Here is a 21201-nt window from a genome sequence, read left to right on the forward strand (position 1 = left end):
ACAGGTATTGGCTGAGCAACGCATCGGCCAGAACACGGAAGTCACTTTGCACTTTGCATTGCGCCTGGAGAACGGCGACACCGTCGACAGTACCTTCGACAAAGCCCCGGCGACCTTCAAGGTCGGCGACGGCAACCTGCTGCCAGGTTTCGAAGCTGCGCTGTTTGGCTTCAAGGCGGGTGACAAGCGTAATCTGACGATTCAGCCAGAAAACGCCTTTGGCCAGCCCAACCCGCAAAACGTGCAGATCATCCCGCGTTCGCAGTTCCAGGATATGGAACTGTCCGAAGGCCTGCTGGTGATCTTCAACGATGCGGCGAATACTGAGCTGCCCGGTGTGGTCAAGGCATTCGATGACGCTCAGGTGACCATCGACTTCAACCACCCGCTGGCTGGCAAGACATTGACCTTTGACGTAGAAATCATCAACGTCAAAGCGCTGTAACCTGTAGGAGCTGAGCGTGCTGGCGATGAGGGCCTGACATTCAACATTGATGTTGACTGACAATCAGTCATCGCGAGCAAGCTCAGCTCCTACAAATGATCTAATTTCTTGCGCGCAAGACACGAGGCACAGCATGCAAATCAAACTCGCCAACCCCCGTGGCTTCTGCGCCGGCGTGGACCGGGCGATCGAAATCGTCAACCGCGCCCTGGAAGTCTTCGGGCCGCCAATCTATGTGCGCCACGAAGTGGTCCACAACAAATTCGTCGTTGAAGACCTGCGCGCACGCGGGGCAATCTTCGTTGAAGAACTGGATCAGGTGCCGGACGACGTCATCGTGATTTTCAGCGCCCATGGGGTTTCCCAGGCCGTTCGTACCGAAGCTGCAGGCCGTGGCCTGAAGGTCTTCGATGCGACTTGCCCATTGGTGACCAAAGTGCACATCGAAGTGGCGCGCTACAGCCGCGACGGTCGTGAGTGCATTCTGATCGGCCACGCCGGTCACCCGGAAGTCGAAGGCACCATGGGCCAGTACGACGCCAGCAACGGTGGTGCGATCTACCTCGTCGAAGACGAAAAGGACGTTGCCGCGTTGAATGTGCGCAATCCTGAAACACTCGCCTTCGTCACTCAGACCACCTTGTCGATGGACGACACCAGCCGTGTGATCGATGCCTTGCGCACTCGCTTCCCGGCCATTGGCGGCCCACGCAAGGACGACATCTGCTACGCCACGCAAAACCGTCAGGACGCCGTCAAGCAACTGGCTGACGAATGTGACGTGGTGCTGGTGGTCGGCAGCCCGAACAGCTCCAACTCCAACCGCTTGCGCGAGCTGGCTGAGCGCATGTCTACCCCGGCGTACCTGATCGACGGTGCCGAAGACATGCAGCGTAGCTGGTTCGATGGCGTCGAACGTATCGGCATCACCGCCGGGGCCTCGGCACCGGAAGTGCTGGTTCGTGGCGTTATCGAGCAACTGCAGGCCTGGGGCGCGATCGGTGCCGATGAACTGGCCGGTCGCGAGGAGAACATCACCTTCTCCATGCCCAAAGAGCTACGCGTTCGCTCCCTGCTCTGATTCCTCACCTCCCGCACACAAGGCCTGCTCGGCCTTGTCGCTGCGCAGGCTGACGCGGCCGCTTCTGGACAGCACCACCTGGTGATGACTGACCGGCTCGCGGTCCGCGCAGATGTGCAACGTCCCGGCCTGAAAGGCACCGCTGGGCAACTGCGGCTCGCCCAGACCGCTGAACCGTACAAAACTCCTCACCGGCCGATTGCCCACAATCGGCACCCCGACGCTTGTCTGGCGCTCGAGCAACAGCGGGTTGCTGCTGTCCTGATGCCCCTCGCCACTAATGTCCAGAATGATTCGCCAGCCTTGACCCCAATCGTCGTTCAACGCGTGGATGACAAGGGTCTGATTGCGCAGGATGGCCTCGGTGCGGGCGTTGCGCATGCCGCTGGCGAGTGTTTGCGCCGCGGTCTCGCGACTCACTGATTGCGTGTACTCGCTGAGCACCGGACTGACCTGGTGCAGAACGATCGCTGCGATTGCCAGTCCGATAAGCAGTTCTATCAGACCGAAACCCTTCTGATGCATGGCATCTCCTTCCCTGGAGAGGGCGTTGGGTTGTGCAACGAATGTCAAAACAACCCTGCGGCTACCGGTTGAATGTTCTAGCTTGATACAGCTAGGTGTAGTCGTTGGCAGCGGAGGGCAGCGATGAATCATCGTACAAAAGGTTTCACGCTGGTCGAATTGCTGGTGATCCTTGCGGTCATGGCGATTCTGCTCACCCTGGCGGTACCGGCGTTCAACAGTTCAATACAGAACGCCAAGGCCGATACCGAAATCAGTGATTTGCAGCGAGGACTCAATTACGCCCGCCTGGAGGCGATCGACCGGGGCATCACCACGCGCATCCGGCCAACAGCCGGCGGCAGCGTCTGGACCGGGGAGTTGACGGTGTACGACAGCACCGGTTCACCGGCGAATGTATTGCGGGTTATTCCGGCGATGAGCAGCGGCGCCACTCTGACGCTAACCTCTGGAGTGACCAGCATCGATTTCAACAACTTGGGTGGGCTGTCGGCGCCGGCCACGGCAGTGCTGTTCAATTACGTATCAGGGGCGCAGAGCCGGACGCTCAGCGTGTGTCTAAACGGACGGATTGTCTTGGGTGGAAGTTGCGGATGACAGGAGCGGGATCGCGTGCACAGGACGGCATGACACTGATCGAAGTGTTGGTTGCGCTGTTGATTCTGAGCGTAGGGCTATTGGGCGCGGCGGCGACTCAGTTGAATGCGCTGAAGTACACCGACAGCTCGCTCATGAGCAGCCAGGCGAGCTTTATCGCCTACGACATGATGGACCGTATTCGCGCCAATTCTGCGGCCGACTACACCGTCACGCCGCCGACCTCGGGCAATTTGAATGTCACCCGGGATCAGGACCTGTATGACTTCACCACCAATATCATCAGCTTCGGCGGCCCGACCGCTACGGGCAGCATTACCCTGAACCAGCGGGTGTATACCATCACCATTACCTGGGATGACTCGCGGGCAGCCGCCGCTACTTCGACTCGCAGCTTTGTCCTGAGCAGTCGTGCCACCGTCGATCCAGTGACGACGCCATGAATCGTTCTTCCCGAGGGTTTGGTCTGATCGAGCTGATGATCGCCATGGCGATCAGCCTGATCGTGGTGCTCGGCGTGGCGCAGATTTTTATATCGGCGAAAAGCACCTACATCAGCCAGAGCACTTCTGCCGGGATGCAGGAGGATGCGCGGTTTGTCCTGAGCAAAATGATTCAGGAAATTCGCATGGTCGGGATGTTCGGTTGCCTGGGGACGATTACCGACGCGAGCTCGGCCGGCGACTTCAATGCCAACCAGATCACCCCCATCAGTTGGGACAACACCGCGCTCAAACTGACCCTGGTGACGTCGGATGTCGGCGGCAACGGTGGCGTGCCTACCTGGACTGTGGTGTCTGACTGCCGAACCAGCGCAACGGCCTACTCAGGGGCGCACACCCCCGCAGCCGGGCAACTGGCGTTTCCGATCCGACGGTTGGCCTATAGCCTGAGCAATGGCCAGATCCTGATGACCTCTGGCACCGGCGGTGCATCGGCGGTACTGGTGAACAACGTCAGTGCTTTCAACGTGACCTTCGGCATGGCCACCAGCGCCACCGATGTTGCCGCGTCGAGTTACAGCAGCAATCCGACCGACCCGACGCGAATCCGCAGTGTGCGTTTGACCCTGACCCTGACGGATCCCAACAACCGCGTGCGCAATCAGACTTTCAACGTGGTTGCCGCTTTGCGCAACCGGTTGATGTAGGGGCGATGCCGATGATCCGTCCTCCCCTCAAGGCACGCGCCCAACGCGGCATGGCACTGCTGATGAGCCTGGTGTTTCTGCTGCTGTTGACGCTGATTGGTATCTCGTCGATGCAGAACGCCACGCTCCAGGAAAAAATGGCCGGCAGCGTGACGCTGCGCAATCAATCTTTCCAGGGCGCAGAGGCAGCGTTGCGGATCGGTGAAAGCGCCGTACAACTGAGCGCATACACCCTGGCGGCCTGCGCCAACACCACCCAATGTGCCCCGCCGGCCGAATCTTCAGTGATCACGGCTGCTGGCTTCAACGCCACCTCCGGGGTGACCTGGATCGCTGCCGGCAGCGGCTTTTACGGTGTGCAGAACCTGGGCACTACGTTGAGCGCCGTGAATATCCCGAGCAACACTTCGGCGACGCTCTATCGGGTCACGGCCGTCGGGTTGGCGGGTACTTCGCGCAGTGTGGTGGAGAGCATCTATGCGAAATACTGAGGCTCGTCGTCGGGAGCCGCGCCGTTGGTTGACGCAGTTAGTCTGCGGCTGGCTGCTGGGGCTTTATCTGGCCGCACCGGCGTATGCCTTCACGCCATCGGATTCACCACTGCTCGGCGCGTCGGCAGTCGCGCCAAACGTACTACTGCTGCTTGATGATTCGGGGAGCATGAACAGCATCATCTATGCCTCGGGGTTTGCCCCGACCGTTTCACGAACTCCGGCCCAGCAATGTAACGCGCTCTTTGGCTTGTGCTTTAGTGGCTCGGCTATCGTTGGCGATCCGATCCTGTTGTCCAGTTTGCCCCAGTCGGGATGTTCCAGCGGTTACTACGCGTTCTACAAAAACAGCCTGACGCCACTGTGCCTCAAGCTCCCTGACCCGGTGGGCAGCGGCAATACCCGTTATTCCGACAACTACATTTCCTACCTGGTGAGCCTGGCCAACGGCAACAATCGCGACTTCACCGACGGCTCGATACCCAATGACTACCGAATCAACGTGGCGCGCAACGTAGCCACGGCGCTGATCACCAGTAATCGCGGGCTGCGTTTCGGTCTGGCAACCTATAACTCGCCGAATACCCATGGCAACAGTGATGGTAATCATGGCAACGGCGCTGGCAGTGGTCTCGGCAACAATAATGCCGGTAATGGCGGTTACATCGTCAACGACATCAGTGATCTGACGGTGGTCAGCGGCAGCGTGACCCAGGCCCAGGCGGACGCCAACTACAACGCGCTGATCTCTTCTGTCGGCGCCCTGAGCGCGATATCCAATACACCACTGGCAGAAACCTACTACGAAATCACCCGCTATTTTCGCGGCATGACGCCGTACTACAACTCCGGGCCAGCCACCTACACCAGTCCGATCCAGTACCGCTGCCAGAAGAACTACGGGGTGGTCATCACCGATGGTCTGCCGACGTACGACCGGAGTTTTCCGAACGACGATCCACTCGGTGGCACCCGGCTGCCCAACTGGGACGGGATCAACAATGACGGTAACGACCTAAACGGCGATGACGAGGGTGACACCCTGTACCTGGACGACATCGCCAAATTCGCGTTCGACATCGACATGCGCTCCACTGGTACCGATCTGGCGGGCAAAAGCTGGAGTTCCCCGGACTTCCCCAAGCAGAACCTGAACACCTACACGGTGGGGTTCGCGACCGCCAATCAGATGTTGGCGGATGCCGCCCGTTACGGGCAGGGCAAGTACTATCAGGCAACCGACAGCGCCAGCCTCAACACCGCGCTATCGGCAGCCTTGAGCAACATCTCCACCAAGGCTGGCTCGGGTGGCAGCGGCGTCGCCAGCAGCAACACGCTGACCAGTGGCTCCAGCTATTTTCAGACCGGCTACGACCCCAAGGACTGGCGTGGCACGATCAAGGCCTTTGGCTTCACCTCAAGCGGAGCCGTGGACACCACTTCTGTGCTGTGGACCACCGACACAGCCATTGTTCCCGGCGCGACGGCGCCGACTTATCAGTCCTGGAACACCACAACCAACGCCGCGGTTACCCTGGCCTACGGCAACTTTTCCAGCACCCAGCAAACCAGCCTCGGCCAGAACTTGCCGACCGGTATCAGCGGCAGCGATCTGGTGGAGTGGAGCAAGGGCACCAATAAAACCGGCTTGAAGGTGCGTAGCGTGCTGCTGGGGGACATCATCAACTCGCCATTGGCGCTGGCATCGCCCACTGACAAAACTGCTTCGGACCTGGCCGGCAGCACCAGTTACAGCGCGTTCCTGACCAGCAAAGCCGCGAACATGAACACCAGCCTGGTGGTGAATGCCAACGATGGCTTCGTCAATGTCATCAACGCCGGCAACGGTGCACGGCTCTACGGCTACATGCCTTCCAGCGTGCTGTCGTCGCTGCATTTCATCGCCGATACCGCCTACATCAATGGCACCAGCCACAAGTTCCTCAACGATGGCCAGGTCGGTGTATTCGATGCCCAACTCAACAACGCCTGGAAAACCCTGGCCCTGGGTGGTGTGGGGGCGGGCGGCAAGACCTTTTACGCCGTGCAGCTGTTTGATGGGACGGCGGGGAACGTGACCAACGCCTTGTGGGAAATCAGCGCGCCGACCACCGCCAACACTGCGAACGCTTTCAATGATCTGGGTTATGCCTACGCACGGCCGGAAGTGGCACGCTTGGCCGATGGTCGCTGGGCGGCCTTCATCTCCAATGGCTACGGCAGCAATTCGGGTGTTGCCGCGCTGTACGTGGTGGATATTCGCGATGGTTCGCTGATCAGGAAAATCGTTATCGACAGCACCGAAACCACCAATGGCCTGTCATCGGTCAAGCTCAAGGTCGACTCGCAAAGCATTGTGCAGGCGGCCTATGGCGGTGATTTGAAAGGCCGGATGTGGAAGTTCGACTTGAGCAGCTCGAACCCCGCCAGCTGGGGCGTGGCCTTTTCCGGTAAGCCGCTATTCACTGCACCGGGCGGCGCGACGCAGCCGATTACTGCGCAACCGTTGCTGGCGGACCATCCGATCAACGGCAAGGAGGTGTTTTTCGGTACCGGGAAATTCAACGAGACTGCTGACAAGCTCAGCAAGGACCAGCAAGCGTTTTATGGGGTGTGGGATGCCGATGGAGGTTCGGGGCAGATCAGCGTGTCGAGCTTGCAGGCGCAGGCTGTGACCGGGGTTTTCACGGGGACCGCCGGGGGGCAGTTCATCACTACCTCACAGAACCCCGTGACCTATCCGGCGCAGAACGGCTGGTACTTGCCGCTGGTGTACAACAATGCCCTGACCGGTGAGCGGGTGATCAACCAGGCGGCCCTGGTGCTCGGGCGAATTGTATTTACCACGGCCAGCATCGACACCACGGACCCCTGTTCAAGCTTTGGCAACGGCAAACTGGTCGAACTCGATGCGTTCAGCGGTAAGATGCTCAACTATGCGGTGCTCGACACCAATGGCGATGGCCTGGTCGACACGAACGACACGATCTCCAGCGGGGTGATTTTTACCGGTGGTATTCCGACGCTGAATGCGATCGTCAACAGTGCAACCCGCAAGATCGTGAACGACTCCAGTGGTGGCATCACCACTCTGGTTGAAAAATCCGGCGGTGGTAGCCGTCGAATCATGTGGCGACAAATACAGTAAGTGAGAGTTGAGGCAATGCGCAGATCCAACCAAGGTTTTACCCTGATCGAAATTATGATCGTGATTGCGATCATCGGGATTGTGGTGACCATTTCCGCTCCACTCCTTACCGAGTACGTGAAGCGAAGCCATCGCACCGAAATTGCCGGGCTGCTGTCCGAGCAGGCACAAAACCTTGAACGGTTCTATTCGAAAAACAATGTGTACAGCAACGCTACCGGGCTGAGTGCCGGCAATGACTACTACACCATTACCCCGACACTGACCGATCAGACCTTCTTGCTCACCGCCGTGCGCAAGGCCGGGTCAACGATGGCCAGTGACAAATGTGGGGATTTCACCCTCAGCAACACCGGCGTCAGAGGCATGAACAATGCGACGACCGGGCTGACCACCAAGGATTGCTGGGGTCGCTGAGTAACTTTCCTCGGGCGCGTTTGGCGCCCCCTGTCTTTTTTATCGTTGGATCAGATGATGGCCAAGCAACAGCAAGTGGTGATTGTCGGCGGTGGGGTGATCGGCCTGCTGACCGCGTTTAATCTGGCGTCGCACGTGCAGAGCGTGGTCCTGCTGGATCGCTCGAACGTGGGGCAGGAATCTTCGTGGGCCGGTGGCGGCATCGTTTCGCCGCTGTACCCGTGGCGCTACAGCCCGGCGGTCACGGCATTGGCCCACTGGTCCCAGGATTTTTATCCACAACTGGCTGAACGTCTGTTTACGAGCACCGGGGTCGATCCCGAGGTGCACACCACGGGCCTGTACTGGCTGGATCTGGATGACGAGGCTGAGGCGCTGGCCTGGGCAAAACGCGAAAATCGTCCGCTGAGCCCTGTGGATATTTCGGCTGCTCACGATGCCGTGCCGGTATTGGGGCAGGGGTTCTCGCGGGCAATCTACATGGCCGATGTCGCTAATGTGCGTAACCCGCGACTGGTGAAGTCGCTCAAGGCAGCCTTGCTGGCGCTGCCCAACGTGACCATTCATGAACAGTGCGAGGTCAGCGCGTTCATCCGTGAAGGCGATGCGGTAGTGGGCGTCGAGACTTCAAAAGGCTCGATCCATGGCGATCAGGTAGTACTGACCGCTGGCGCCTGGAGCGGTGATTTACTGAAAACCCTGGGCCTGGATCTGCCGGTCGAGCCGGTCAAGGGGCAGATGATTCTCTACAAGTGCGCGTCTGACTTCCTGTCGAGCATGATTCTGGCCAAGGGCCGTTACGCCATTCCGCGCCGAGACGGGCATATCCTGATCGGCAGTACGCTGGAACATGAAGGGTTCGACAAGACACCGACCGAGTCCGCGCTGGAAAGCCTCAAGGCCTCGGCGGTCGAGCTGATTCCGGCGCTGGCCGAGGCCGAAGTGGTCGGGCATTGGGCGGGGCTGCGGCCGGGTTCGCCGGAAGGGATTCCGTACATTGGCGCAGTGCCCGGATTTTCCGGGTTATGGCTCAATTGCGGGCATTACCGCAACGGGTTGGTGCTGGCGCCGGCGTCGTGCCAGTTGTTTGCGGATGTAATGCTGGGGCGCGAACCGGTTATCGATCCGGCGCCTTATGCGCCGGCCGGGCGGATCTAGTCCTTCAGGCAAAAGCACAGCCTGTGGCGAGGGTCGTCTATATAAAACGGCCTCAGTCCAGCCCCAGCTTTTTCAGTCGGTAACGCATTGACCGAAACGACAGGTTCAGCCGTTGGGCCGCCGCTGTGCGGTTCCAGCGGGTTTCTTCGAGCGCCTGGAGAATCAGTTTGCGTTCGACGTTCTCCAGATACTGCTCAAGGTTGTCGATTTTCGTCAGGTCCGGCAATCCGGTGTCGGCGCTGCAATTGCCATCAGTCAGGCGCAGGTCGCTGGCTTCGATCTGCTTGTTTTCGCACAGGGTGTACGCGCGTTCGAGCATGTTCTCCAACTCGCGGACGTTACCCGGAAAACGGTAGTGCTTGAGTGCATCGAGGGCTTGCGGCTGGAGATGGGCGGCCGGCAAGCCGCTGACTGCCGCGAGACGCTTGAGTACATGACTGGCCAGCAGCTCGATGTCGTCACGGCGCTCGCGTAGCGGCGGGACGCGCAACTCGATGACATTCAGCCGATAGTACAAATCCTGCCGAAAGCGCCCAGCGGCCACTTCGGCGTCCAGATCCCTGTGGGTCGCACAGAGTATTCGCACATTAATGATGGCTTCCTGCTGTCCGCCGATGCTGCGTACCGCCTTCTCCTGAATCGCGCGCAGCAACTTGACCTGCATCGCCAGCGGCAAGTCGGCCACTTCATCGAGAAACAACGTCCCACCGTTAGCCGCCTGGAACAGCCCGGGTTTGTCTTCGATGGCGCCGCTGAAACTGCCTTTGCGATGACCGAAAAACTCGCTTTCCATCAATTCGGACGGAATTGCCCCGCAGTTGACCGGCACAAATGGCTGGCCGCTGCGTGGACCTTGTTCATGAATCAGTCGGGCGACCAGCTCCTTTCCACTGCCGGATTCGCCGCTGATGTACACCGGTGCCTGGCTGCGCGCCAGTTTGTCAATTTGTGTGCGCAGGTTGCGCATGGGCACTGAGTCGCCGAGCAGCCGGCGATCGATGGCACTGGCAGCGTCGCCCGCGACCGGCAAGCGCAGGGCGCTGACCACCAGCTCGCGCAGTCGGGTGAGGTTCACCGGTTTGGTCAGGAAGTCGAAGGCACCGGCTTTCAGCGCGTTGATGGCGGTATCAAGGCTGCCATAAGCGGTGATCATCGCCACAGGCACGTAGGGATGGGTCAGCTGAATGTGCTGCACCAGCTCCAGGCCGGTACCGTCGGGCAACCGCATATCGGTCAGGCACAGGTCGAACCGCTCCTGGGCCAGCAACGACCGCGCTTCGCCGACATTACGCGCGCTCAGCGTATCGAGTTTCATTCGGCCGAGGGTGATTTCCAGAAGTTCGCGAATATCCGGTTCGTCATCGACGATCAGGACTTTTTGCCGTGGGCTTGTCTTCAACTTTGTTTCCGTCCGTGAGCAAAGGTGATGCGAAAGCAGGCGCCGCCTTGGCGTGGTTTGAAGTCTAGGCGGGCCTGGTTGCTTTCGCACAGCTCACGGGACAGATAGAGACCCAGGCCAGTACCCTGGCTACTGGTGGTGAAGAACGGTTCGAACAAATGCGCTTGCTGCTCCGCTGAAACGCCGGGGCCATTGTCCAGCACATCCAGGGTTGGAAGCTGACTGTCGGGGTCGATAAACAGCGTGAGCCAGACTTCGGCCTGTTCATGCGCAAGGGCGCTGTGGCGCCAGGCATTGCGCAACAGGTTATCGAGCACCTGAGTCAGTTGGTCTGGGTCTATCAAGGTGGTGAAGGGGCCTGGACCGGCGTTCAGATGAATCTGTTGGCGATCCGTTGCTCCTTCGCGCACCGTGCACACGAACTGCTCCAGCCACTGCTTCAAGTCGAGCCGTTGCGGTACGACTTGCTGGCGCCGTGAAAGCTGCAGGACGTTTTCTATCACTCGGTTCATGCGTTGAGAATGGTCCTGAATAATCTGCGTCAGACGCCGGTCGGCGCCGATCAGTTCCTCAGACTCGTTCAGCAACTGCGCCGCGTGGCTGATGGCACCCAATGGGTTGCGAATTTCATGGGCAATGCCTGCGGTCAGCCGCCCCAATGCTGCAAGCTTGAGTTGCTGGGCTTGTTGCGCGACCTGGGCAAGGTCTTCGAGAAATACCAGGGTCTGGCGTTGTTCGTTCAGGCCCAGCGCGATGAAGCTCGGTTGCAGTTCCAGGCCAGTGCGGGCGACTTTCAGGCTTTGTGGGCGCAAGGTCGGGTTGTTGAGCCAGAGTTGCAGGCGCTCGACCAAGGCTGTCGAATAATCGTCGATGAGTTGGCCGTCGAGGTGTGTCTGGCCAAACAGACTCAAGGCGCTGTGATTGGCCAACTGAACCCGGCGCTCACTGTCGAGTACCAGGATGCCGGTGCGCATGCGTTGCAGGATCAGCGCATTGAGCGCTTCCAGGCTGACCACTTCGCTGGCGCGCTGCTGGGCCAGACTCTCGCTGACCTCCAGTTGTCGGGTCAGGCCTTGCACCAGCAAGGCTGCGGCAAAGCACAGGGCGCCCAGGGTGCCGGCTTGCAAGTAGTGATTGGCGCCAGTCGGGTGGCTGCCGCTCAGGGAGAAAGTCAGGGAAATGATACCGATGGCGGCGACTGCCGCGAGCAGCAGGCCGATGCGCCGGCGCAGCAGTGTATTGCCGATCGCCACGGACACGATCAGCAGATTGCCGATGGCGCTGGGGACGCCACCTGCGGCATAGAACAGCGCTGATAACAGCAGGATATCAACCAGCGTGAGGCCGAAGATCTGTGCGGGTTGTCTGGGGTTTCCCGCAAATACCACCAGCAGGATATTCAGAATCAGGTACAACCAACTGCCATTGCGCAGCAGGTCGTCGTTGGTGAACTCCAGCAACTGGTTGTCCATGTTGCTGGAGATCAACAGCACCAGTAGGAGGCCGATGCTTAAACGGTAGAGATGATAGAGGCGCAGCAGTCGCTGGGCCTGTTTGTCGCCAGGGCTCGAGATCTCAGCGATCACGTGAACTCGGGCCTTGCTCGAGGTGAGCCTGGCTGCAATACCACTGTTGTTGAAGGCTCAGCGCGCGGTCGCGTGGCAGGTGTACGCCGCAATGGGCGCAGCGAACCATGGGCGGTGCATCGAGTTCGCTGGACGTATGGGAGGTTTCGTCTGGGCGCTTGAACTTGCGCCAGAACCATACTGCTGCAGCAATCAGGGCAATCCAGAACAGTAAACGAAGCATGATGAACCGCTTTGCAATGAATAATCCGGCAGTTTAGCCAAGGACTGGAGAAGCGCACAGCGCAATAAAACGCGGGCATAAAAAAGGGAGACTCGAAAGTCTCCCTTTTTGGTGCCCCAAGGTGTCAGTCGAACACACCGAAGGTCAGGCGGCTGAACCATGAGCGGTCGCTGCTTTTGCCTTCGGCCTCGTGCGGCTGTTCTTCAACCGCATCGCCTTCTTTAGGCTTGAGCTCGGCAGGGATCGCGTCCTTGGCATCCTGGAACTGCTTCATCACGTCCTGGTTGGCGCGGGTTTCGCCCGGCGGCAGCGGTGGGCGGGACTCGATCAGGCCCAGAGTGGCCTTGCTCAGCCACGAACGGTTGTCGGCTTCGGCAACGCGTGGTACGAACTGACCGTCGACCAGGGTCGGGTGGTTCGGGTAGTTGAGCTTCAGGGTTTCGAGGCTGGTGTTGGCCAGTTCGTCCAGGTGCAGGCGCTGGTAGGACTCGACCATCACCGCCAGGCCGTCACCGACCGAAGGGGTTTCCTGGAAGTTTTCCACTACATAACGACCACGGTTGGCCGCTGCAACGTACGCCTGACGGGTCAGGTAGTAGTCGGCTACGTGAATTTCGTAGGACGCCAGCAGGTTGCGCAGATAAATCATGCGCTGCTTGGCGTCTGGCGCGTAGCGGCTGTTCGGGTAACGGCTGGTGAGCTGGGCGAACTCGTTGTAGGAGTCACGTGCGGCGCCCGGGTCACGCTTGGTCATGTCCAGCGGCAGGAAGCGCGCCAGCAGGCCGACGTCCTGGTCAAAGGAGGTCAGGCCCTTGAGGTAGTACGCATAGTCGACGTTCGGGTGCTGCGGGTGCAGGCGGATAAAACGCTCGGCGGCAGACTTGGCAGCCTCCGGCTCGGCGTTCTTGTAGTTCGCATAAATCAGTTCGAGTTGAGCCTGATCAGCATAGCGGCCGAACGGATAACGCGATTCCAGAGCCTTCAGCTTGGCGGTGGCGCTGGTATAGCTATTGTTATCCAGATCGTGCTGGGCCTGCTGGTACAGCTCGACCTCGCTCAGGTTTTCGTCGACGACTTCCTTCGATGAGCAAGCAGCGGTCAATGCGAGGATGGCGATCAGCAGCAGGTGTTTCACTTGCATGGCGGCTTGCGTCCCTATGACGGCCGCTGTCTTGGGCGGGGCCGTCCTGTTATGATGAGTGCCCCGTTGAAAAGCCTCGGGGCAAAAGACGCCGTATTTAACCACAAGCGCGCAGCCGAAACCAAAGGCTGTAGCCGACGCCTAGTCTGAGCATGTCCGATAAAATTGAACTTCGCGCAGAGGTGCCGTCCGAACTGGGCGGCCAACGCCTCGATCAAGTCGCCGCACAATTATTCGCTGAGCACTCGCGCTCGCGCCTTTCCGCCTGGATCAAAGACGGCCGCCTGACTGTGGATGGAGCGGTTATCCGCCCGCGAGACATCGTCCACGGCGGCGCCATTCTTGAACTCACTGCCGAGCAGGAAGCTCAGGGCGAATGGATCGCTCAAGACATCGAGCTGGACATCGTCTATGAAGATGACGACATCCTGGTGATCAACAAGCCTGCGGGCCTGGTGGTGCATCCTGCCGCCGGTCACGCCGACGGCACCTTGCTCAACGCCTTGCTGCACCACGTGCCGGACATCATCAATGTGCCGCGCGCCGGTATCGTGCACCGTCTGGACAAGGACACCACCGGTCTGATGGTGGTGGCCAAGACCATTCAGGCGCAGACGCAGCTGGTTACGCAGTTGCAGAGCCGCAGCGTCAGCCGGATCTACGAATGCATCGTGATCGGCGTGGTCACTGCCGGCGGCAAGATCAACGCGCCGATCGGTCGTCACGGCCAGCAACGCCAGCGCATGGCGGTGATGGAAGGTGGCAAGCAGGCGGTCAGTCATTACCGCGTGCTCGAGCGTTTCCGCTCCCACACTCACGTGCGGGTCAAGCTGGAAACCGGTCGTACGCACCAGATTCGCGTGCACATGGCCCACATCAACTTCCCGTTGGTCGGAGATCCTGCCTACGGCGGTCGCTTCCGTATTCCGCCGGCAGCCAGTGTGACCATGGTTGAATCGCTGAAACATTTCCCGCGTCAGGCGCTGCATGCGCGTTTCCTGGAACTGGATCATCCGACCACCGGTAAGCGCATGAGCTGGGAGTCGCCATTGCCGGACGATTTCGTCTGGTTGCTGTCGCTGCTCAAGCAAGACCGTGAGGCGTTCATCGGATGAATGACTGGCTGATTCCTGACTGGCCCGCGCCGGCCGGGGTAAAAGCCTGCGTCACCACCCGGGCGGGCGGCGTCAGTCTGGCGCCGTTCGACAGCCTCAATCTGGGCGATCACGTCGACGACAACCCTGAAGCGGTTGCCGAGAACCGCCGTCGCCTCACCGATCATTTCTCTATTCAACCGGCCTGGTTGCAACAGGTTCACGGGGTTACCGTGGCCTATGCCGACCCGACTGCAGTGGCGACGGCCGATGCCAGCTGGACGGCCACGCCGGGCATCGCCTGTACGGCAATGACGGCGGACTGCCTGCCAGCGTTGTTCTGTGATCGCGCTGGCACCCGTGTCGCTGCCGCTCACGCCGGTTGGCGCGGTCTGGCGGCGGGTGTGCTGGAGGCCACCGTCGAAAGCCTGGCCGTAGACCCTGCCGAGGTGCTGGTCTGGCTCGGCCCGGCCATTGGTCCGAAAGCGTTCGAAGTCGGCCCGGAAGTTCGCGAAGCCTTTGTCCGGCAACTCGCGGAAACCGATCAGGCCTTCGTCCCGAGCCATAACGCCGGCAAGTTCATGGCCGACATCTATACGCTGGCGCGCCTGCGCCTGGCAGCCTGCGGTGTTACTGCTGTTTACGGTGGCGGCTTCTGCACCGTGACCGATCCACGCTTCTTCTCTTACCGCCGCAGTCCGCGCACCGGTCGGTTTGCTTCCCTGGTCTGGCTCGAACGCTAGACTTATCTGATCTGCGTCAATCAAACGCTGCTTGAATCTTCCAGAATTGACCGCATCTAGTGGGGTATCTGGCAGGTTTCTCTATTTAGGTGTGTCCATCGCTCCGGCCTGCTCAAAGGAAGGTGACCAATGCGTATAGACCGTTTAACCAGTAAGTTGCAGTTAGCCTTGTCCGACGCCCAATCCCTGGCTGTCGGCCTCGACCATCCGGGTATTGAACCTGCGCACCTGATGCAAGCGCTGCTGGAGCAGCAGGGCGGCTCGATCAAGCCGTTGCTGATGCAAGTCGGTTTTGACATCAACAGCCTGCGCAAAGAGTTGAGCAAAGAGCTCGACCGTCTGCCAAAAATCCAGAATCCCACCGGCGACGTGAACATGTCGCAGGACTTGGCGCGTCTGCTCAATCAGGCCGATCGCCTGGCCCAGCAGAAGGGTGACCAGTTCATCTCCAGCGAGCTGGTACTGCTCGCTGCCATGGACGAGAACAGCAAGCTCGGCAAGTTGCTGCTCGGTCAGGGCGTGAGCAAGAAAGCCCTGGAAAACGCGATCAACAACCTGCGTGGCGGCGAAGCGGTGAATGACGCCAACGTCGAGGAATCGCGTCAGGCGCTGGACAAATACACCATTGACCTGACCAAGCGTGCCGAAGAAGGCAAGCTCGACCCGGTGATCGGCCGTGACGACGAGATTCGCCGGACCATCCAGGTCCTGCAGCGCCGCACCAAGAACAACCCGGTGCTGATCGGCGAGCCTGGCGTGGGTAAAACCGCCATCGCCGAAGGCCTGGCCCAACGCATCATCAACGGCGAAGTGCCGGATGGCCTGAAAAGCAAACGCTTGCTGTCGCTGGACATGGGCGCGCTGATTGCCGGTGCCAAGTACCGTGGCGAGTTCGAAGAGCGCCTGAAATCCCTGCTTAACGAGCTGTCGAAGCAGGAAGGCCAGATCATCCTGTTCATCGACGAACTGCACACCATGGTCGGCGCCGGTAAAGCCGAAGGCTCGATGGACGCCGGCAACATGCTCAAACCGGCCCTGGCCCGTGGCGAGCTGCATTGCGTCGGCGCGACCACGCTCAACGAGTATCGCCAATATATCGAGAAGGACGCGGCCCTTGAGCGGCGCTTCCAGAAGGTCCTGGTGGACGAGCCGAGCGAAGAAGACACCATCGCGATCCTGCGTGGCCTGAAAGAGCGCTACGAGGTTCACCACAAGGTGGCGATCACCGACGGCGCGATTATTGCGGCGGCCAAGTTGAGCCATCGCTACATTACCGACCGTCAGTTGCCGGACAAGGCTATCGACCTGATCGACGAAGCGGCCAGCCGCATTCGCATGGAGATCGACTCCAAGCCGGAAGTGCTGGATCGTCTGGAGCGGCGTTTGATTCAACTGAAGGTTGAATCCCAGGCGCTGAAGAAAGAAAGCGACGAAGCGGCGAAGAAGCGTCTTGAAAAGCTTCAGGAAGAAATCGTTCGTCACGAGCGCGAGTACTCGGACCTCGAAGAAATCTGGAATTCGGAAAAAGCCGAAGTGCAGGGTTCTGCGCAGATCCAGCAGAAAATCGAACAATCCCGCCAGGAACTGGAAGCTGCCCGCCGCAAAGGCGACCTTAACCGCATGGCCGAATTGCAGTACGGGGTGATCCCGGACCTGGAACGCAGCCTGCAAATGGTCGACCAGCACGGCAAGAGCGAAAACCAGTTGCTGCGCAGCAAGGTGACTGAAGAAGAGATCGCCGAAGTCGTGTCGAAATGGACCGGTATTCCGGTGTCGAAAATGCTCGAAGGCGAGCGCGACAAACTGCTGAAGATGGAAAGCCTGCTGCACCAACGCGTGATCGGCCAGAACGAAGCCGTGGTGGCGGTGGCCAACGCCGTGCGCCGTTCGCGTGCCGGGTTGTCCGACCCGAATCGCCCAAGCGGTTCGTTCATGTTCCTCGGCCCGACCGGTGTCGGTAAAACCGAGTTGTGCAAAGCCTTGGCCGAATTCCTCTTTGATACCGAAGAGGCGATGGTTCGGATCGATATGTCCGAGTTCATGGAGAAACATTCCGTGGCGCGGCTGATCGGGGCACCACCGGGCTACGTGGGCTACGAGGAGGGCGGTTACCTGACCGAGGCGGTGCGTCGCAAGCCGTATTCGGTGATCCTCCTGGACGAGGTCGAGAAGGCCCACCCGGACGTGTTCAACGTGTTGCTGCAAGTGCTGGAAGATGGCCGTCTGACCGACAGCCATGGGCGTACCGTGGATTTCCGCAATACGGTGATCGTCATGACCTCCAACCTGGGCTCGGTGCAGATCCAGGAACTGGTCGGTGATCGTGAAGCGCAGCGTGCAGCGGTGATGGATGCAGTGTCGACGCATTTCCGTCCGGAGTTCATCAACCGGATCGACGAAGTGGTGATCTTCGAGCCATTGGCACGGGATCAGATTGCCGGCATTACCGAGATCCAGTTGGGTCGCCTGCGCAGCCGTCTGGCCGAGCGCGAGCTGAAACTGACGCTGAGCAGCGAGGCACTGGATAAGTTGATTGCGGTGGGTTACGACCCGGTTTATGGCGCACGGCCGCTCAAACGAGCGATCCAGCGCTGGATCGAAAACCCGCTGGCACAGCTGATTCTGGCCGGCAGCTTCCTGCCGGGCACCACTGTGACGGCCACTGTGGCGAACGACGAAATCGTTTTCAACTGACCGTTCGCTGCACGGTAATGAAGGAGGCCCCGCATCGCGGGGCCTTTTTTTTCTTAGGGTGTTGAACTGTAAGGAAAAGGCTTGTAAAGTGCGCCCCGCAGTAAGTCACCCCAGCGGTTTCTTCTCCCCAAGGAGAAATCTGAAATAAGTTGCAAATCATTGTCTTGAAAGCAATTTAGGGGGTTGACAGAGGTGCTTAAGATTGTAAAATAGCGCGCCTCAGACACACGAACGCAGCGATGCGAACGGGTCGAAGAGGTGAGGCAAGCTTCACAGTTGTAATTGAAATATGTAGTTCCGTGATAGCTCAGTCGGTAGAGCAAATGACTGTTAATCATTGGGTCCCAGGTTCGAGTCCTGGTCACGGAGCCAATTTCAAACCGGGGTATAGCGCAGTCCGGTAGCGCGCCTGCTTTGGGAGCAGGATGTCAGGAGTTCGAATCCCCTTACCCCGACCATTTTTGGGTCGTTAGCTCAGTTGGTAGAGCAGTTGGCTTTTAACCAATTGGTCGTAGGTTCGAATCCCACACGACCCACCATTTTTGAAACCAGTTAGCGCTGGAATCGAATCTTAAGATCAGAGGCCAAAAGCGCTGATCGAAGAAGGCGCTCTTTTAAAAGGGTGCCTTTTTTTTACCGGGGTATAGCGCAGTCCGGTAGCGCGCCTGCTTTGGGAGCAGGATGTCAGGAGTTCGAATCCCCTTACCCCGACCATATTAAAAATCCTCGTATCGAAAGATACGGGGATTTTTTTTGCCTGCTGAAATCCGGTATCGCTACAAATGATCGTTCCCACGCACTCGTAGGAACGATCAATTAACGGACGAGAGGATCTTAATGCAGCTTGAGCCGCGGTTCAGTGCCGCGACCAATCCTGCTGCCGAGCATCAGCATCGCTGTGCGGAACGGGCCGTACAATGCGACCTGGTGCATGCGGTACAGCGACACGTAAAACATCCGCGCCAGCCAGCCTTCGAGCATTACGCTGCCGGTCAGGTTGCCCATCAAGTTACCCACAGCCGAAAAACGCGACAGCGAGATCAGGGAGCCGTAATCGGTGTACTTGTACGTCGGCAACGGCTTGCCTTCGATGCGCAGTTTCAACGATTTGGCCAGCAGCGAGGCTTGTTGGTGCGCGGCTTGCGCACGTGGCGGCACGTTGCGATCGGTGCCCGGTTGTGGGCAGGCCGCGCAGTCACCGAAAGCAAAGATATTTTCGTCGCGGGTGGTTTGCAGGGTCGGCAGCACTTGCAGCTGGTTGATCCGGTTGGTTTCCAGGCCGTCGATATCCTTGAGGAAACCCGGCGCACGGATCCCGGCTGCCCAGACTTTCAGGCTGGCCTTGATCTCCTGGCCGTCGGCAGTGATCAGCGCATCAGCGGTGACTTCACTGACGGCTGCATTAGTCAGCACCGTGACGCCGAGTTTTTCCAGGGTTTTATGCACAGGGCCGCCGATCCGCTCCGGCAGGGCAGGCAGCACCCGTGGGCCAGCTTCGATCAGGGTGATGTGCATGTTTTCCGGAAGAATCCGGTCCAGGCCGTATGCCGCCAGTTCGTGGGCCGCGTTGTGCAGTTCCGCCGCCAGTTCAACGCCGGTGGCGCCCGCGCCGACGATGGCCACGCTGATCTGTTGCACCGCATCGGATTGCCCGGCGTGGGCGCGCAGGTAGTGGTTGAGTAATTGCTGGTGGAAGCGCTCGGCCTGTTTACGGGTGTCGAGGAACAGGCAGTGTTGCGCCGCGCCCTGGGTGCCGAAATCGTTGGTGGTGCTGCCGACCGAAATCACCAGCGAGTCGTAAGCCACTTCGCGTGCCGGCACCAGTTCCCGGCCATTTTCATCGTAGGTAGCCGCCAGCTGGATTTTTTTCTGTGCGCGATCGAGCCCGCTCATGCGCCCCAGCTGGAACTCGAAGTGGTTCCATTTTGCCTGGGCAACATAGTTGAGTTCGTCTTCGGAAGAGTTCAGCGAACCTGCCGCCACTTCATGTAACAGCGGTTTCCAGATGTGCGTCAGGTTCGCGTCGACCAGCATCACACTGGCCGTGCCACGCTTGCCCAGAGTCTTACCCAGACGGGTAGCCAACTCCAGACCGCCGGCGCCGCCGCCAACGATGACAATACGATGAGTCATGGGGATATCTCGCAAGGCTAAAGGAAATCGGTGCAGTTACCCGAGCGAGCGCCACGCTGCTCATAGCGTCAGGTAACTGATAAGTCGGCTCACAAGGCCCAGGCCAATGGTCACTGCCAATACCACCACGAGGAGCATCCACGGCCGGAAAGGCCGGCGCTCGACTCGGTTCTGCGACAGTTGCAGATACTCTTCGACATGCTGCTGGTCGTCGGGTTTCAGGCGGCTGGTCATGATAAGGCCTCGTCAGGTAGACGTTGCTAAATGTATAGAAGCTACAGCGGGGGCGCCAACAATTGCTGTCGTGGGTTCACAGGCTGATCCCGACGTCGAAGAGGATGCTGCGTCCCAGGTTACCGCGCAAAAAGTCCGGTGCATCCGGGTGAGCGAACAGCACTCGAGCGAAGGTCGGGCCGACCAGCGACAACGAGCGCCACCCCTGGCGCAGGTATTCGGTGGGCGGCGGGAAATGGCTGTTGAGGTCGAGCACTTCGCGCTTGAGGCTGGCGAAGGCGATGATGTCCAGTTCGCCCAGGTCCATCCCGCGTTCTTTGTAGTTATGGGCTTTTTTGCGCAAGGTCGGTGCCAGTCTCAGCAAGAACTCGTTGGCTGGAATACGCCTGGGCTTGGCTTCGCGGCGCACCAGTTGGCTCAGGGAGAATGCACTGCGCCGGCGTTGCAGCTCGTCGCGCCACTCGTCATTCAACCGTCGACCTTCGTCGAGCACGAAGAACACCTCGAAATTTGCCTCGCGAAACAGTACATCCGGCGGTTCACCGGCGGGGGTGAATTCGTCGACGCGGTAGGGAATGTTCAAGCCTTGCAGCAGGCGTTGGCAAACCCAACGCTCACGCTCCCATTTGCGGGCATTGGAAAGGAACGCGTTGGCTTGCTCGGCCGCGATGGTCAGCAGGCGCAAATAATCTGAGTCATCCATAGGCCAAGCTTAGCGTTCAAATGCGATCGCAAAGAAGACAGTTTGTCGGAGAGGAAAAACTTTCCCGAGTCTTCATCGTTGCAAGCATCCGGCGATTTTCCTCCAAGGCCCGGTCCAGGGCACTGCACAAAACGGATAGCGATCTGCACAAAGCGGATATTGCCGCGCGCCAGACGTCCCTACCCTCGGCTTTACGGACGTTTACCGCGTTACCGAAGCTCTTAAAAAAACAACAACAA

20 protein-coding genes and 4 tRNA genes are annotated in these 21201 nt (G+C 59.5%); 16 read left to right on the forward strand and 8 right to left on the reverse strand.

Features of this window, described 5'->3' with window-relative positions; translation table 11 throughout:
- The first annotated feature begins 7 nt into the window (after nucleotides 1-7).
- Together fkpB and ispH are read left to right on the forward strand one after the other, a co-directional pair.
- Nucleotides 8-445 carry an FKBP-type peptidyl-prolyl cis-trans isomerase gene (gene fkpB / locus AABM55_RS03605; protein WP_173860013.1) on the forward strand — a complete coding sequence of 146 codons (438 nt, stop codon included), beginning with the start codon at nucleotides 8-10 and terminating at the stop codon, nucleotides 443-445.
- A 133-nt stretch (nucleotides 446-578) separates the two neighbouring features.
- Complete coding sequence (gene ispH / locus AABM55_RS03610) at nucleotides 579-1526, forward strand: 4-hydroxy-3-methylbut-2-enyl diphosphate reductase (protein WP_347928846.1); 948 nt, start codon at nucleotides 579-581, stop codon at nucleotides 1524-1526.
- Here ispH and AABM55_RS03615 read toward each other — a convergent pair.
- Complete coding sequence (locus tag AABM55_RS03615; protein WP_054595519.1) at nucleotides 1503-2051, reverse strand: GspH/FimT family protein; 549 nt, start codon at nucleotides 2049-2051, stop codon at nucleotides 1503-1505. The two genes, ispH and AABM55_RS03615, sit on opposite strands and share 24 nt — an antisense overlap.
- A 123-nt stretch (nucleotides 2052-2174) precedes the next feature.
- Here AABM55_RS03615 and AABM55_RS03620 point away from each other — a divergent pair, with 123 nt between their 5' ends.
- From AABM55_RS03620 to thiO, 7 genes are read left to right on the forward strand one after another with little or no spacing between them, the layout of a single operon-like run.
- Complete coding sequence (locus AABM55_RS03620; RefSeq protein ID WP_054595520.1) at nucleotides 2175-2648, forward strand: GspH/FimT family pseudopilin; 474 nt, start codon at nucleotides 2175-2177, stop codon at nucleotides 2646-2648.
- Entirely contained in the window at nucleotides 2645-3091 is a 447-nt protein-coding gene (pilV, locus tag AABM55_RS03625; protein ID WP_347928847.1) for a type IV pilus modification protein PilV, read from the forward strand. Before AABM55_RS03620 ends, pilV begins: the two co-directional genes overlap by 4 nt.
- Nucleotides 3088-3798, forward strand: coding sequence for a prepilin-type N-terminal cleavage/methylation domain-containing protein (locus tag AABM55_RS03630; protein WP_347928848.1), 711 nt, complete (start codon nucleotides 3088-3090; stop codon nucleotides 3796-3798). The genes pilV and AABM55_RS03630 overlap by 4 nt, the downstream gene beginning before the upstream one ends.
- 11 nt (nucleotides 3799-3809) lie before the next feature.
- Complete coding sequence (locus AABM55_RS03635; protein ID WP_347928849.1) at nucleotides 3810-4289, forward strand: PilX N-terminal domain-containing pilus assembly protein; 480 nt, start codon at nucleotides 3810-3812, stop codon at nucleotides 4287-4289.
- Entirely contained in the window at nucleotides 4276-7437 is a 3162-nt protein-coding gene (locus tag AABM55_RS03640) for a PilC/PilY family type IV pilus protein (protein WP_347928850.1), read from the forward strand. Before AABM55_RS03635 ends, AABM55_RS03640 begins: the two co-directional genes overlap by 14 nt.
- Nucleotides 7438-7452: 15 nt before the next feature.
- Nucleotides 7453-7854 (forward strand): type IV pilin protein, encoded by a 402-nt coding sequence (locus AABM55_RS03645; RefSeq protein WP_054595524.1) that lies wholly within the window; start codon nucleotides 7453-7455, stop codon nucleotides 7852-7854.
- Nucleotides 7855-7911: 57 nt separating this feature from the next.
- On the forward strand, nucleotides 7912-9012 hold the full coding sequence (thiO, locus tag AABM55_RS03650) for a glycine oxidase ThiO (protein WP_347928851.1): 1101 nt from the start codon (nucleotides 7912-7914) through the stop codon (nucleotides 9010-9012).
- Between the two features lie 52 nt (nucleotides 9013-9064).
- On the opposite strand, the gene AABM55_RS03655 is transcribed toward thiO, so the two are convergent.
- From AABM55_RS03655 to AABM55_RS03670, 4 genes are all read right to left on the reverse strand, one after another.
- Entirely contained in the window at nucleotides 9065-10411 is a 1347-nt protein-coding gene (locus tag AABM55_RS03655) for a sigma-54 dependent transcriptional regulator (protein ID WP_347928852.1), read from the reverse strand.
- Entirely contained in the window at nucleotides 10408-11997 is a 1590-nt protein-coding gene (locus AABM55_RS03660; protein ID WP_347928853.1) for an ATP-binding protein, read from the reverse strand. Before AABM55_RS03660 ends, AABM55_RS03655 begins: the two co-directional genes overlap by 4 nt.
- Nucleotides 11987-12220 (reverse strand): PP0621 family protein, encoded by a 234-nt coding sequence (locus AABM55_RS03665; protein ID WP_054595528.1) that lies wholly within the window; start codon nucleotides 12218-12220, stop codon nucleotides 11987-11989. The genes AABM55_RS03660 and AABM55_RS03665 overlap by 11 nt, the downstream gene beginning before the upstream one ends.
- 124 nt (nucleotides 12221-12344) lie before the next feature.
- Entirely contained in the window at nucleotides 12345-13361 is a 1017-nt protein-coding gene (locus AABM55_RS03670) for an outer membrane protein assembly factor BamD (RefSeq protein WP_054595529.1), read from the reverse strand.
- Between the two features lie 152 nt (nucleotides 13362-13513).
- On the opposite strand from AABM55_RS03670, the gene rluD reads away from it, so the two are divergent.
- The 7 genes from rluD (at nucleotide 13514) to AABM55_RS03705 (ending at nucleotide 18606) form a co-directional block, all read left to right on the forward strand.
- Nucleotides 13514-14476: a 23S rRNA pseudouridine(1911/1915/1917) synthase RluD gene (rluD, locus tag AABM55_RS03675; protein WP_054595530.1), complete on the forward strand. Its 963-nt coding sequence runs from the start codon at nucleotides 13514-13516 to the stop codon at nucleotides 14474-14476.
- Nucleotides 14473-15198 carry a peptidoglycan editing factor PgeF gene (pgeF, locus tag AABM55_RS03680; protein ID WP_347928854.1) on the forward strand — a complete coding sequence of 242 codons (726 nt, stop codon included), beginning with the start codon at nucleotides 14473-14475 and terminating at the stop codon, nucleotides 15196-15198. Before rluD ends, pgeF begins: the two co-directional genes overlap by 4 nt.
- 129 nt (nucleotides 15199-15327) lie before the next feature.
- Nucleotides 15328-17892 (forward strand): ATP-dependent chaperone ClpB, encoded by a 2565-nt coding sequence (gene clpB / locus AABM55_RS03685; RefSeq protein ID WP_054595532.1) that lies wholly within the window; start codon nucleotides 15328-15330, stop codon nucleotides 17890-17892.
- Nucleotides 17893-18188: 296 nt separating this feature from the next.
- Nucleotides 18189-18264, forward strand: a tRNA-Asn gene (locus tag AABM55_RS03690).
- Between the two features lie 9 nt (nucleotides 18265-18273).
- Nucleotides 18274-18350: transfer RNA gene (locus tag AABM55_RS03695), tRNA-Pro, on the forward strand.
- A gap of 5 nt (nucleotides 18351-18355) precedes the next feature.
- Nucleotides 18356-18431: transfer RNA gene (locus AABM55_RS03700), tRNA-Lys, on the forward strand.
- Nucleotides 18432-18529: 98 nt separating this feature from the next.
- Nucleotides 18530-18606 (forward strand) — tRNA-Pro (locus tag AABM55_RS03705).
- A 120-nt stretch (nucleotides 18607-18726) separates the two neighbouring features.
- Here AABM55_RS03705 and AABM55_RS03710 read toward each other — a convergent pair.
- From AABM55_RS03710 to AABM55_RS03720, 3 genes are all read right to left on the reverse strand, one after another.
- On the reverse strand, nucleotides 18727-20025 hold the full coding sequence (locus AABM55_RS03710; protein WP_347928855.1) for an NAD(P)/FAD-dependent oxidoreductase: 1299 nt from the start codon (nucleotides 20023-20025) through the stop codon (nucleotides 18727-18729).
- Between the two features lie 60 nt (nucleotides 20026-20085).
- Nucleotides 20086-20259: a DUF3094 family protein gene (locus tag AABM55_RS03715; RefSeq protein WP_054595534.1), complete on the reverse strand. Its 174-nt coding sequence runs from the start codon at nucleotides 20257-20259 to the stop codon at nucleotides 20086-20088.
- A gap of 76 nt (nucleotides 20260-20335) precedes the next feature.
- The gene (locus AABM55_RS03720; protein WP_054595535.1) at nucleotides 20336-20962 is read right to left on the reverse strand and encodes a DUF1780 domain-containing protein; all 627 of its coding nucleotides are present in this window, start codon (nucleotides 20960-20962) and stop codon (nucleotides 20336-20338) included.
- Nucleotides 20963-21201 lie beyond the last annotated feature (239 nt).

The sequence above is a fragment of the Pseudomonas helvetica genome, from assembly GCF_039908645.1.
Lineage (GTDB): Bacteria > Pseudomonadota > Gammaproteobacteria > Pseudomonadales > Pseudomonadaceae > Aquipseudomonas > Aquipseudomonas helvetica.